The sequence below is a fragment of the Litoreibacter sp. genome, assembly GCF_039974535.1.
Lineage (GTDB): Bacteria > Pseudomonadota > Alphaproteobacteria > Rhodobacterales > Rhodobacteraceae > Litoreibacter.
This window is the reverse complement of record NZ_JBDWIU010000003.1, coordinates 174346-187169: the sequence shown is the minus strand read 5'-3', so window position 1 is coordinate 187169 and position 12824 is coordinate 174346. Positions and strand designations below refer to the sequence as shown.

Sequence of the window (12824 nt, the reverse complement as noted above, 5' to 3'; positions counted from 1 at the left end):
ATTTTAATTACTGCCGTTGGCCTCTGATATCGGGCCTTGTGGATAAAATAGGTGAATTGCAGCGCGTTGTCACGCAAATTGACCCCAAAATGGGCGGCAAATCGCCAATCGTGATCAGGCGTTGTCAGCGTAAATCTGCAAAATGGCGGCATAAGCGTCAGGTGGTGACACTGTAAACACCCCAGCACGCCCTTCATCGAAGGATTCACGCCACGCCGCATACCCGTCGCTAAACCCGTTTGGTGGCGTAACATCATCCATCACCAACTCGCCCTGACCATCTGCGTTGAATGCGGTCTCGGCGATTGGGGTGTGACCAACTTCGGGCCAATCCAGCTTACGTGCCTCTTCGCTGGGCGTCATTGATACCGACAGGACCGAACTGTTCGATGCCTCCGCCCCTAAGTCCGCCGCCGTATCGATCCGCCCGATGGTCACAACCAATTGCGGGCGGTCTTCGGTTTCTGGAAAGGTCCAGACTTGCCCGACACAATAACTCATGCTTGCAACAGCTTGGCCGCACGCGGAGCGAAATAGGTCAGGATGCCGTCACAGCCAGCGCGTTTGAACGCCATCAGGCTTTCCATCATCACCTGCTCCTCGTTGACCCATCCGTTGGCACCAGCCGCCGCAATCATCGCGTATTCGCCGCTGACTTGGTACGCATAGGTCGGCGCACCAAACTGGTCTTTGACCCGGCGACAAATGTCTAAATACGGCATGCCCGGTTTCACCATGACCATATCCGCGCCCTCCGACAAATCTCGTGCAACAAGGCGCAATGCCTCATCCGAGTTGGCGGGATTCATCTGGTAGGTCTTTTTGTCGCCCACCAAAGCGCCGGATGCGCCCACCGCATCGCGGAATGGCCCGTAAAATGCGGATGCGTATTTGGCCGAGTAGCTGAGGATCGCTACGTCCTGATAACCGTCAGCCTCCAACGCGCCACGCATGGCACCGATGCGGCCATCCATCATGTCAGATGGCCCAATGATGTCTGCGCCAGCCGCAGCCTGCGCCAGTGTCATCTTCACCAATGCCGCGACCGTTTCATCATTAACTATGACCCCATCGCGCACAAACCCGTCGTGGCCGTTGGCGTTATACGGATCAAGGGCCACATCAGACATAATAGCAATCTCGGGCACCGCCGCTTTGATCGCCGCAATTGCACGATTGGAGATGTTGTCAAGCGACCACGCCAAGGCGCAATCCTCGGTTCTGGCGGCTTGGTCAGTATAGGGAAATATGCAAATCGCGGGAATGCCAAGGCTGTGTGCCTCTTTGGCCGCCTTAACCGCGCGATCTACTGTCAGCCGGAATACTCCGGGCATGGAGGGGATAGCATGAGCCTCATTATCACCCTCCATCACAAAGATCGGCCAAATCAGATCGTTCACGTTAAGCGAATTCTCGGCAGCCAATCCACGTAAAGCAGCAGTGCGGCGCAAGCGGCGCAACCGCGTGGACGGGAAGGGGGCGTTGATCGGCGTGATAGACATAAGGATACGGCCTGCAATTGAAGGTGTCTTGCCAGTGGTCGCACGATTAATGCAGCGCCTCAAGTCCTAGGCTGGAAAAGCCGCATGCTGGCCTTTTCATCGCCTCATTACCCCACTAGGGTGCGCGTCCAAGACACTCCCACCAATGAGGCGCATAAGCGTGAACATCTACTCAACCGCTTTCGAAGTTATCGACATGCGCTCCTTCTCTAACCTGTGGTTCTGGATCACCTTGGCCTACGCATGGTCTGCCGCGTCTCACTATGTGATTGGCGTGCCTTACGATGTGGTCGCGCGTGCCGTGAAATACGGCGGGCAGCTAGAGCAAGATTTGAAGGATTTGGTACGGGTGAACTCCAACCGCTTCTCGTTCATCGCTGACCGTGCGGGGGGCTGGTTGGTAGGGTTCTCATTCTTTACGCTAACGGCCTTCGCCATGCTCGGTTTCTATTACCGGATTGAGTTTTGTCAGGCTTTGTTCTTGGTTTTCGCCCCTATGTCGTTGGTCTTTGCGTTATCGGTGCGTTGTGCGCGGAACATTGACCCCACATCTCTGGCGGACATCCGTCTTAAGTTGCGACGCCAAAGGCTTGCGGTTCAGGTCATCGGGATGATTTCTATCTTTGTGACGTCCATGTGGGGCATGTTCCACAACCTGTCCGTGGGCGTTCTGGGCGGTTGACACGCGCGCCTCATAACGTAGGTCAACAGCCATGAATATGATCACAATTTCCGGCGCCCCAGAGGGCTTTGACGCAAAGCTACTGCTCAAAGAGTTGGACCGCGGCCCTGTTATCCATGTGGCCCGTGATGACAAGCGCATGGTCGCCATGCGCACGGCGTTGTCTTTCTTCGCCCCCGAGGTGCCTGTGCTGGACTTCCCAGCATGGGACTGCTTGCCCTATGACCGCGTCTCGCCCAACGCAGATGTGGCCGCAGCGCGTATGGCGACGCTTGCGGGCTTGGCAAGTGGCGTCAAAGGTCCGTTCATATTGCTGACCACATTGGCCGCCGCGACCCAATACGTTCCCGCACGAGGCGTGTTGTCAGGGGCCTCTTTCGTTGCAGAAGTAGACCGTCAAATCGATGAAAAACAACTGCGCGACTACCTTGTGCGTATGGGATTCTCACAAAGCCCCACGGTTATGGAGCCGGGCGATTATGCCATTCGCGGCGGCATTATCGACATCTTCCCGCCGGGGGAAACTGGCCCGATCCGCCTGGACCTGTTTGGCGATGTATTGGACGGCATTCGCCGCTTCGACCCCGCCACCCAACGCACCACGGAAAAGCTGACCCGCGTTGAGTTGGCACCTGTCTCCGAGATCATCCTTGATGAGCCTGCAATCACAAGGTTTCGCCAAAACTACCGCATCGAATTTGGCGCGGCGGGGACCGATGATCCGCTCTATGAAGCCGTGTCCGCTGGGCGCAAGCATCAAGGTGTGGAGCACTGGCTGCCGTTCTTCCACGAGAAGCTGGAAACCATATTCGACTACCTGCCGGATGCGGTTGTGGCCCTTGATGACCAATCACAGCCCGCGCGCATTGCCCGTTGGGACAGCATTGCCGACCAATACGACAACCGCGCCGAGGCCCTGAAATCCAAGGCCCGCGTCGACAGCGTTTACAAACCCGTGCCGCCGCAGCTGTTGTATCTTGATGATGCGGCCTTTGTGTCGGCCTTGGGCCAACGGCGCGTTTTGCAATTGGCCGCACTCCCGCAAGCCACGGGCGCTGGTGTCACGGATGCGGGCGGGCGCATCGGGCGCAATTTCGCGCCGGAGCGACAAGCCGAAGATCGCAACATATTCAGCGCCTTGGCCGACCATGTTAATGAGCTGCGCGCAGGGCGCGCCGTGGTCGTAGCCAGTTTCTCCGATGGGGCGCGGGAACGGCTGCACGGGCTTTTGGACGACCAAGAAATCCATGACGCGAAACTCGTCTCAACCTACAAAGACGTGGGCGAGGCGGGCGTTTACCTGACCGTTTGGGGCTTGGAGCAGGGCTTCACCGCCGCAGGCCTTGCGGTGATCTCCGAGCAAGACGTGTTAGGCGATCGCCTTATCCGCCGCGCCAAGAAGCCGAAGCGGGCGGAGAACTTCCTCACCGAGGCGCAAGGCCTGTCGCAAGGCGAGCTGATCGTTCACGTCGACCACGGCATTGGCCGCTACATCGGCTTGGAAACCGTCACTGCCGCCGCCGCCCCGCATGAATGCATCTTGCTGGAATACGCGGGCGGCGACAGGCTGTACCTCCCGGTTGAGAACGTGGAGTTACTGTCGCGCTACGGCCATGACGAAGGGCTGCTCGATAAGCTGGGCGGCGGCGCGTGGCAGGCCAAGAAGGCCCGCCTCAAGCAACGCATCCGCGATATGGCCGACCGCCTGATCCGCATCGCAGCCGAACGCGAATTGCGCCGTGCCCCCATCGTAGAAGCCCCACAAGACATGTGGGAGGCCTTCTGCGCCCGCTTTCCATACGAGGAAACCGAAGATCAGCTCACCTCGATTGAGGCGGTCATGGACGACCTCGCCAAAGGCCGCCCCATGGACCGTTTGATCTGCGGCGACGTGGGCTTTGGCAAAACTGAAGTCGCAATGCGCGCGGCCTTTATCGCCGCTGCGAGTGGGATGCAGGTCGCGGTTGTGGCCCCCACAACATTGCTTTCGCGCCAACACACCCAAAGCTTCAAAGAACGCTTCCGTGGCTTCCCCATCAACGTGCGCCAACTGTCCCGCTTTGTGGGCACAAAAGAGGCCGCTGAGACGCGCAAAGGTCTGTCTGACGGGACCATCGACATCGTCGTCGGCACCCATGCGGTCTTGTCCAAGCAGGTCAACATCAAGAACCTCGGGCTGCTGATTATTGATGAAGAACAACACTTTGGTGTACAACATAAAGAGCGACTGAAGCAGCTTCGCTCCGACATCCACGTCCTGACCCTATCCGCCACTCCGATCCCGCGCACCTTGCAACTATCCCTGTCCGGCGTGCGCGAGTTGTCGATCATCGGGACCCCGCCTGTGGACCGCTTGGCGATCCGCACCTATGTGTCCGAGTTCGACACCGTCACCATCCGCGAGGCCCTTTTGCGCGAACACTACCGCGGCGGGCAGAGCTTTTATGTGGTGCCAAGGGTCTCGGACCTGCCTGAGATAGAGGAATGGCTGAAGACCCATGTGCCGGAAGTGTCTTATCTGGTGGCCAACGGCCAAATGGCCCCAGGCGACTTGGACAGCCGCATGAACGCCTTTTACGACGGCAAATACGATGTGCTGCTGGCCACTACAATTGTGGAATCCGGCATCGACATACCAACGGCCAACACCATGATTGTGCACCGCGCCGATATGTTCGGGCTTAGCCAGCTTTACCAAATTCGCGGCCGTGTCGGGCGCTCCAAAACCCGCGCCTATGCCTATCTGACGACCAAGCCACGCCAGAAACTTACCACCACGGCGGAGAAGCGCCTGCGCGTACTTGGCTCAATCGACAGCCTTGGCGCGGGCTTTAACATTGCCAGCCAAGACCTTGATATCAGGGGCGCAGGCAACGTTTTAGGCGAGGAGCAATCCGGCAACATGCGTGAAGTTGGCTACGAGCTGTACCAATCCATGTTGGAAGAAGCCGTCGCCAAGATCCGCTCCGGCCAGATGGAGGGCCTAACCGAGACCGACGACCAATGGGCGCCCACAATTAACCTTGGCGTGCCAGTTCTGATCCCAGACGACTACGTGCCTGATCTGGACGTCCGCCTTGGACTTTACCGTCGCCTATCGGGCCTGACGAGCAAGGTAGAGCTGGAAGGCTTCGCCGCCGAGCTGATTGACCGCTTTGGCAAATTGCCTCGTGAAGTGAACACGCTGATGCTGGTCGTGCGGATCAAATCGATGTGCAAACGGGCAGGGATTGCCAAGCTGAGTGCAGGCGAGCGCGGGGCCACAATCGAGTTCCACAACAACAAGTTCGCCAAGCCGGAAGGGCTGGTGGCCTACCTGCAGGACGAGCGGAACATGGCCAAGCTGAAAGACAACAAGGTCGTGGTTCGTAGGGATTGGAAGAAAGAGGCCGACAAGATCAAAGGCGCCTTCGCTATTGCCCGTGATCTGGCGGAGCAAGCCGGCACGTTCAAACCCGCCAAGAAGGCCAAGTAGCTACCGCAGGCCGCGCTGCACCAGCGTAAAGCCCAGCACGGATAGGATCATGGTTGCCACAGCGAGGGGAAAGGGTGTGCCGTCAAAGGCCAAGCCAATCGGCGCGGCGATGAGTGCCCCCAAGATTGTCGCGGCCGACCCGATGACGGATGCGGCAAGGCCCGCAATATGGCCCACAGGCTCCATCGCGAGGGCGTTTAGGTTCCCGATGACCAAACCCGCCTTGAAGAACAAGGATATGGTCCAGATAACATAGAGCGCGAAGGGAACTTCGCCCAACACCGCAGACGACAGAACCGCCAACGACACCACGATCTGCAAACCGAACCCAATCGCCACCATACGCTGCATGCCCAGACGCACCACAAGACGCGCGTTTAATACCGATGCGGACCCCGCAACGACTGCGATCAAAGCGAACCAATATGGGAACTCTGGGCCACGCCCGAACGTTTCCTCGAATATTTGCTGGGTTGAGCTTAGGCAGCCGAATAGCATTCCGTACGCTAGGATCTGAACCGAGGTAGAGAGTGTGAAGACCCTATGGGAAAAGCACTCCTTCGTGGCACTTACCAACACTTTAAACGAGAACTCGCGACGCGCCTCTGGGGGCAAAGTTTCAGGCTGCCGGATCATCAACCAACCTACCACCAAAACGGCAAACAACACGAAGCTGTAGAACACCGCGCGCCAACCGAAACCGGCAATGATGAAGCTTCCCACCAAAGGAGCAAGCGCAGGGACGATGGTGAAGATCAACATCACATAGGACATGATCGACGCCATGACGCGCCCTTCATATTCGTCGCGAACGATGGCCAATGCCACAATGCGTGGCCCCGCGACACCGATACCTTGCAGCACCCGACTGGCAAGCATGGTTTCAAGCGACTGCGCCTGACCAGCCATGACCGCCCCGATGATGAACAAAACCGCGCCTGCAAAGATCACGGGCCTGCGCCCAAATCTATCAGACAGGGGGCCAGTGAAGACGGTGCCGACCCCCATCCCCAAAACAAAGCTCGTCAGGACCAGTTGCGCACGGTTTGGGGCCTCAGGTGACAGGACGTTTGCTATCTCCGGCAATGCAGGCAGCATCGAGTCGATACTGAATGCCACCATGGCAAAATGCGCGGCGATGAGGCCGATGAATTCCGATTGGGACAGGCGGCGTGTTGGCACGATCAATGATTGGCCTTCGTGTACAGATAGATAGCCAATGCCCAGATCATAAGCTCTAGCGAGAACGTCCAATGCAAGATGAAGGACAAGATGAAGTGACTATGCGTCGCGGGCACAGTGAACATATGAAACAGCTCATTGCTAAAGGGCCACATCCAAGCCACTCCGCCAGCAATCGCATCCAGAAGCAGATGTATAAGGATCGCCGCGAAGAACACACGGGCAGGGGGCAGCCATTGCGGGGCCCACTTGTGGAGCCCAATCAACGTCAGGATCGCGATCGGCAGCCAAAATCCGGGAATATGGACCCAATAATGGTGGTGGTGAAACGCGCGGCCATCAATGAAGTAGAACCAGATCAGGTCAAAGTCAGGTAGGATCCCGCCAACAAGCGCCGCCGCCATCAACCACGGGTGAACGCCGTAACGTTGAGCCGTCCGGCCCACCACATATCCCGCTGGCAGATGCGCCGTGATCATGACTGCGCTTCGAGTTGCTCGTTCAGTTCCTTGATGACATTCGCCCAAAGCTCTGGCTGCTGCGCGCCGGGAAGGACATGCTGGTTGGCCACGATGTTGGTCGGAACGCCAGTTACCCCACGCTCACGAGCGTTTGCGTCACGAGCACGGATGTCCTCGACGTCTTGATCCGTGGCCATGAGACGGGCAACCATATCGCGGTCCATCTCTGCGGCCTCAGCGATATCAAGCAGCACCTCAGTATCGCCAATATCAAGCCCGTCCTTGAAATAGGCCTTGAACAGCTTGGAGACGATGGCCGTTTGGCGCCCCTCTAGACCTGCCCAATGGATAAGGCGGTGTGCGTTGACCGTGTTAGGCGTGCGTTGGATCGCCCCAAAATCGACATCCAAACCCGCCGCCACGGCGGCATCTGCGATTTGGCCGTACACGCGCAATGCGCCGTCTTTGCCGCCAAACTTATGCTCAAGGTATTCGCGGCGGTCCATGCCAGCTTCCGGCATAGTTGGGTTCAACTGAAACGGGTGCCATTCAATGGTGAACGGGTGATCTGGATTGGCCTCCAATGCGCGGTCAAGGTGGGCCTTGCCGATATAGCACCACGGGCAAACCACGTCGGAGATAATGTCGAGTTTAATCATTGGGGACCTCAAATGTGTCTCGGAGCAAGCGTCGGTTCAACTTACCGTTGCCCCCTTTTGGCAAGGTGTCGCGGTGGATGTAAAGGCGTGGTTGCTTATAACGTGCGAGCAAAGCGTGTGCGTGAGTGCGCATGTCGTCATCTCTCAAAGGGGTGTCAGAGGTGTAGAATAACGCGATTACCTGTGTATTGGCCTTGATTTCAACAGCTACGGCGGCGCATGCGGTTAGACCTGAGAGATCGGAAAACACGCCCTCGACCTCAAGCGGCGAGACGCGAAAGCCCCCCGCATTCATCATGTCATCTGCGCGGCCCAAGTAGGTGACATCACCCAAAGCGCTCATCCGAACGGTGTCAGCCGTGACGAACCACTCCTCAGCAGGCAAATCTTCATCGAGATATCCTAACATCAACCCCGGATCGCTGCGATGAATTGCCAAAAGGCCCGCGGTATCCACGGGGACCGGTTTGCCGTTCTCAAACACCGCGATCCGGCGTCCCGCTTGCGGTCGACCAGACGTATGGGCAAGGGCGGGCACTGATGGCCTGCCGGAAACGAAGGTCGAGCATTCGGACATCCCCAATGCTTCATGAATATCCGTACCGGTGGCCGCTTGCCATGCCTCGCGCAGGACATGAGGCAGGCTTTCCCCTGCGGACAACCCATGACGCAAGGACGGCATCATGGGCAGCTTGGACTTCAGGATTTGGCGATAAACCCCAGGGGCCGCTGCGAAGATGGTCGCGTCATGCTTGGCAATCAAAGCGGCCAACGCATCGGAAATCACGCCTTCGGCTGGAATCAACGCGGTTGCCCCGACGCTCCATGGATCCATCAAGCCTGTGCCCAAGGTGTAGGTCCAGTTAAACGCACCTGCATGCATCACACGGTCCTGTGCGCTTAGGTCATACCAGCCGTCCCACATCATTCTTCGCGCCCAAATCGCACGGTGGGCGTGGCGCACCCCGCTGGGCTTGCCGGAGGTACCGGACGTAAAGATGATATAGGCCAATCGGTTCGGGTCTCCCATAACCGGCTCAATCGGCTCCGCCTCGGGCAATTCGCCCATAACTTGCGCTGCGTGCTCTGGTAGGGACACACCGTCTTGGTGCAGGATCAATGCAGGTGTTGTTTGACGGGCAACCTCGCTCGCTTCGGGTGCGGTCAGCTGGGATGAGGCGGGGATCGGGATTAATCCCGCCCAGATGCAGGCCAGATAAGCCACTGGAAAATCGGCAGTGTTTCCAAGGCGAAACAGCACGCGATCACCCTCGGTCAGGCCGGACGCTCGCAATCCCCCCGCGACCCGTGTGACCCTTTGCCGTAACGCCGCATAGGTCAGGGTCTGGCGCGTATCACCGACAACCTCCAACGCAGGTTTATCCGCCAGTGCCACCGCGTGCGACAGCACATATGCCGCCATATTAAACGGCGCGGGGCAGGCGAGCGGTGGGCCTTGATCGAAAACAGATTGCATACCCAAAAGGGCTAGTCCCCATTGCAACAAGCCGCAAGAGGGCGCTATGACATCCGCATGACCAGTAAAGACGAACCCAGCCTTATCCGACTAGCCCGCGCCAACGGTGAGAACAGCCCTGTGGAGCCTCTAAACCTTGGGGCCCGCGTGCGCGAATTGCGCAAAGCCCGCGATTGGACGCTGGAGCAGGCTGCCAATGAAGCTGGGCTTGCACGCTCCACGCTCTCCAAGATCGAGAACGAGCAGATGTCCCCGACCTATGAGCTGATGAAGAAGCTTGCGGACGGCTTGGGCATCGGCATGCCGCAATTGTTCACCCCGCCCAAGAAAGCCCAAGTCAACGGGCGCATGGATGTGACACGCTCTGACGATGGGTCGACCCATGTGACCCCCACCTACGAGCACGAGCTGCTCAACGCGGGGCTGACAAAGAAAGCCATGCTGCCGTACCGAGCCCGTATTCGCGCCCGCAGCTTTGAAGAATTCGACGGCTGGATCCGCCACGACGGCGAGGAATTTCTGTATGTCCTTACCGGCGCGGTCCAACTGTTCACCGAGTTCTATGAACCCGTTGAGATGAAGCGCGGCGACAGCGCCTATTACGACGCCTCAATGGGGCACAATGTGGTGTCGACCAGCGCGGAGGACGCGCTGATCCTATGGGTCACTTCGATGACCTAAAGAGCCACCCTAGCAACGGCACCGAGATCGCAGTAGCCACCAGCTGAACCGCTATGAACGCAGGCGCATGAGCAGGCAGGATACCCGCGAATGTATCGCTAAAGCTACGTGCGATGGAGACTGCGGGGTTTGCAAAGCTAGTCGAGGCCGTGAACCAATAGGCGCCGGTAATATAAAGCGCTACAAGCGTGGGAACCGCCGCCGCGTTGGCGCGAATACCGCCGAAAATCACGAACAACAGGCCAAACATCGCGACAAACTCGGCGCTCCATTGGCCTATGCCCGCGCGCTCCGTGGTGGAGAGCTGCAAAATCGGCAGATCGAACATCAGATGGGTCACCCAAATCCCAAGAACGCCACCGATGATCTGCGCCGCCACATAGCCTAACGCCAACGCAGGCGTCAGTTCCTTGCGCAAAACAAAGGCCAAACTCACCGCAGGGTTGAAATGTGCGCCAGAGATCGGGCCAAGCACCGTGATAATCGCGTAGAGCATGCACCCCGTGGCAATTGCATTGGCCAGAAGTGCTATGGCCGTGTTTCCGCCCGCCAAGCTTTCGCCCATGATACCGGACCCGACCACCGAAATGAGCAATAGGGCCGTTCCCAAGCCTTCTGCCGCCAGCTTGCGCCCGTTCATAGGAGCGCCTCATGGGATGGCGTGGTAACATAGGTCAAGAACTGCATGGGGCCTCCGGATGCGTAGATGTAGCGTCGTATTTTCGACTATACCTACTCAAACATCGCACGAAGATCGACGGTAGATTTTTGGCCCAAGTCCTTAAAGTGCGCGTCAAGGAAGCCGTGGGCCGCTTTGCGTCCCGCGTCTTTCAACTCCGTCAGCACATATGGGGTCGGGATGCTCTTGGTGGCCACGGACAATTGGGTCATCAGATCGTCATCCGCGATCATATGCACCAACACGTCCTTCATTGATCCGCGCGTCAGCTTGCCGCTGTCGATCAGGTCGTGGACGAATTGAATGGCGCGCAATTCGCGAAACAGTGACCCGTTGAAGCTGATCTCGTTGATCCGGTTGTGAATTTCCGTGGCTTTGCGCGGAATTTCCTCGCGGTGAAGCGGGTTGATATTAACGATCACCAAGTCCGAGGGCAGCTCCGGCTCGAACAGTGGGAACAGGGCAGGGTTGCCCATGAACCCGCCGTCCCAATAGGCCTCGACCCGGTCCGTCTTAGGGTCATAGATTTCGACCGCCTTAAAGATCGTGGGCAAACAACCCGACGCTAGAATTGCGTCCGTATCTGTGTCCTCACGCCCGAAGATACGGATTTTACCCGAGCGCACGTTGGTCGCGCAGACAAACAATTCTGGGCCATCTATGGCGCAAACCTCGTCAAAGTTCAGCTGCTCCACAATCGGGCGCAATGGATTGGAATAGAGCAGGCCAAGGTTATAGGGGCTCGCCACACGGCTATACATGTCCAGCGCTTGATAGAACGGAGAGGCTTCAACCGCGTGGCTCACGACACCTGGCGAGACACCTTTCATCCAGCTTTGAAGATGCGACTGGTCAGATGCCCCGATCTCGCCCCAGAGCCAATCCAACTTGGCCTTCGCACCATCGGCGCCGCCGTCCAGCAGGCCGGATTTTAGCGCCGCACCGTTTAAAGCCCCCGCCGAGGTTCCACTGATTGCGGAAATCTCGATGCGGTCATCTTCCAAGATGCGGTCCAGCACGCCCCACGTGAAGGCGCCATGCGCGCCGCCACCCTGCAAGGCCAAGTTGATACTTTTCTTCATGTGTAGATGCCTACTGAAGTGAATATTGAGATCAAAGAGCCGTCCAGCCGCCATCGACGCTTATGGTCGTACCCGTGATTTGGATGGCTGCCTCGGAGCACAGGAATGTGGCCACACCGCCAAGCTGCTCTGTGGTGGCGAACTCTTTGGAGGGCTGGCGCTCCAGCATGACTTCACTGATCACCGTTTCGCGGTCCATGTCGTATTTTTCCATGGTGTTGGGGATTTGCGACTCAACCAGTGGCGTCATCACATAGCCCGGACAAATGGCGTTGGCCGTGATCGGCTCGCGGGCCGTTTCCAGCGCGACAACCTTGGTCATGCCTACAACGCCGTGTTTCGCGGCCACATAGGCAGATTTGTAAGGGGAGGCCGTCAGCCCATGCGCGGATGAGATGTTGATCACGCGGCCCCAGCCCGCAGCCCGCATCATCGGCAAGGCGGCAGCCGTCGTGTGGAACACCGAGCTGAGCATGATCGCGATGATCGCGTCCCATTTGCCCACGGGGAACTCATCGATAGGGGCGACGTGCTGGATGCCTGCGTTATTGATCAAGATATCACACTGGCCGGCCTGCTCGACCAAGTCGCGCGCCGCGTCGCCGTTGGACAAGTCCGCTTGGATGTAGCGCGCCTCATTGCCGGACTCTTTGGTGATCTCGGCCGCCAACGCATGGTCTTCGTCAGAGTTAGTGTAGGAGTTCAGGATCACATTCGCGCCCGACTTGGCCAACTCACGTGCGATGCCAAGACCAATCCCCGAATTGGAACCTGTGATGACGGCGGTTTTTCCTTTTAGTGGCGCGGCAGAGGTCATGGAGCAATCCTTCAAAATGCAAACTCGATGCTGGAACCTACAATGCTGCACGTGCAAAATGAAGCGTGAATAGAGTTTGTCGCGTTGAGTTTACCATTTATTGCGAACTCAGTGGCTATCTGCCTGC

12 protein-coding genes are annotated in these 12824 nt (G+C 58.0%); 3 read left to right on the top strand and 9 right to left on the bottom strand.

Annotated features, from left to right (window positions below; all coding sequences use genetic code 11):
* Window positions 1–114: 114 nt before the first annotated feature.
* A complete protein-coding gene (locus ABJN86_RS02035; protein ID WP_348364388.1) occupies window positions 115–501 on the bottom strand; it encodes a hypothetical protein in 387 nt (128 codons plus the stop codon).
* Complete coding sequence (gene hemB / locus ABJN86_RS02030) at window positions 498–1496, bottom strand: porphobilinogen synthase (protein ID WP_348364677.1); 999 nt, start codon at window positions 1494–1496, stop codon at window positions 498–500. The genes ABJN86_RS02035 and hemB overlap by 4 nt, the downstream gene beginning before the upstream one ends.
* Window positions 1497–1662: 166 nt before the next feature.
* On the opposite strand from hemB, the gene ABJN86_RS02025 reads away from it, so the two are divergent.
* On the top strand, window positions 1663–2184 hold the full coding sequence (locus ABJN86_RS02025; RefSeq protein WP_348364389.1) for a component of SufBCD complex: 522 nt from the start codon (window positions 1663–1665) through the stop codon (window positions 2182–2184).
* 31 nt (window positions 2185–2215) lie between these two features.
* A complete protein-coding gene (gene mfd, locus ABJN86_RS02020) occupies window positions 2216–5659 on the top strand; it encodes a transcription-repair coupling factor (protein ID WP_348364390.1) in 3444 nt (1147 codons plus the stop codon).
* Here the strand turns inward: mfd and ABJN86_RS02015 are convergent, their stop codons facing one another.
* The 4 genes from ABJN86_RS02015 to ABJN86_RS02000 are packed head-to-tail and all read right to left on the bottom strand — an operon-like array spanning window position 5660 to window position 9438.
* Entirely contained in the window at window positions 5660–6847 is a 1188-nt protein-coding gene (locus ABJN86_RS02015) for a multidrug effflux MFS transporter (RefSeq protein ID WP_348364392.1), read from the bottom strand.
* Window positions 6844–7320 (bottom strand): metal-dependent hydrolase, encoded by a 477-nt coding sequence (locus tag ABJN86_RS02010; protein WP_348364394.1) that lies wholly within the window; start codon window positions 7318–7320, stop codon window positions 6844–6846. Before ABJN86_RS02010 ends, ABJN86_RS02015 begins: the two co-directional genes overlap by 4 nt.
* Window positions 7317–7961 carry a DsbA family oxidoreductase gene (locus ABJN86_RS02005; protein WP_348364396.1) on the bottom strand — a complete coding sequence of 215 codons (645 nt, stop codon included), beginning with the start codon at window positions 7959–7961 and terminating at the stop codon, window positions 7317–7319. Before ABJN86_RS02005 ends, ABJN86_RS02010 begins: the two co-directional genes overlap by 4 nt.
* Window positions 7954–9438: a class I adenylate-forming enzyme family protein gene (locus tag ABJN86_RS02000; RefSeq protein WP_348364398.1), complete on the bottom strand. Its 1485-nt coding sequence runs from the start codon at window positions 9436–9438 to the stop codon at window positions 7954–7956. Before ABJN86_RS02000 ends, ABJN86_RS02005 begins: the two co-directional genes overlap by 8 nt.
* A gap of 57 nt (window positions 9439–9495) precedes the next feature.
* Here ABJN86_RS02000 and ABJN86_RS01995 point away from each other — a divergent pair, with 57 nt between their 5' ends.
* The gene (locus tag ABJN86_RS01995; protein ID WP_348364399.1) at window positions 9496–10119 is read left to right on the top strand and encodes an XRE family transcriptional regulator; all 624 of its coding nucleotides are present in this window, start codon (window positions 9496–9498) and stop codon (window positions 10117–10119) included.
* Here ABJN86_RS01995 and ABJN86_RS01990 read toward each other — a convergent pair.
* The 3 genes from ABJN86_RS01990 to ABJN86_RS01980 form a co-directional block, all read right to left on the bottom strand.
* Window positions 10103–10759 (bottom strand): MIP/aquaporin family protein, encoded by a 657-nt coding sequence (locus tag ABJN86_RS01990; protein WP_348364400.1) that lies wholly within the window; start codon window positions 10757–10759, stop codon window positions 10103–10105. The genes ABJN86_RS01995 and ABJN86_RS01990 overlap by 17 nt on opposite strands.
* A gap of 92 nt (window positions 10760–10851) precedes the next feature.
* The gene (locus tag ABJN86_RS01985; RefSeq protein WP_348364402.1) at window positions 10852–11880 is read right to left on the bottom strand and encodes a patatin-like phospholipase family protein; all 1029 of its coding nucleotides are present in this window, start codon (window positions 11878–11880) and stop codon (window positions 10852–10854) included.
* 31 nt (window positions 11881–11911) lie between these two features.
* Entirely contained in the window at window positions 11912–12697 is a 786-nt protein-coding gene (locus tag ABJN86_RS01980; RefSeq protein ID WP_348364404.1) for a 3-hydroxybutyrate dehydrogenase, read from the bottom strand.
* Between the last annotated feature and the right edge of the window lie 127 nt (window positions 12698–12824).

What these genes read in the sequence shown, in the direction of transcription:
- mfd (WP_348364390.1), top strand. Translation starts at nt 2,216, where the DNA reads ATGAATATGATCACAATTTCCGGCGCCCCAGAGGGCTTTGACGCAAAG.
- ABJN86_RS01995 (WP_348364399.1), top strand. Translation starts at nt 9,496, where the DNA reads ATGACCAGTAAAGACGAACCCAGCCTTATCCGACTAGCCCGCGCCAAC.
- ABJN86_RS01985 (WP_348364402.1), bottom strand. Translation starts at nt 11,880, where the DNA reads ATGAAGAAAAGTATCAACTTGGCCTTGCAGGGTGGCGGCGCGCATGGC.
- ABJN86_RS01980 (WP_348364404.1), bottom strand. Translation starts at nt 12,697, where the DNA reads ATGACCTCTGCCGCGCCACTAAAAGGAAAAACCGCCGTCATCACAGGT.
- ABJN86_RS01990 (WP_348364400.1), bottom strand. Translation starts at nt 10,759, where the DNA reads ATGAACGGGCGCAAGCTGGCGGCAGAAGGCTTGGGAACGGCCCTATTG.
- ABJN86_RS02035 (WP_348364388.1), bottom strand. Translation starts at nt 501, where the DNA reads ATGAGTTATTGTGTCGGGCAAGTCTGGACCTTTCCAGAAACCGAAGAC.
- ABJN86_RS02005 (WP_348364396.1), bottom strand. Translation starts at nt 7,961, where the DNA reads ATGATTAAACTCGACATTATCTCCGACGTGGTTTGCCCGTGGTGCTAT.
- ABJN86_RS02010 (WP_348364394.1), bottom strand. Translation starts at nt 7,320, where the DNA reads ATGATCACGGCGCATCTGCCAGCGGGATATGTGGTGGGCCGGACGGCT.
- ABJN86_RS02000 (WP_348364398.1), bottom strand. Translation starts at nt 9,438, where the DNA reads ATGCAATCTGTTTTCGATCAAGGCCCACCGCTCGCCTGCCCCGCGCCG.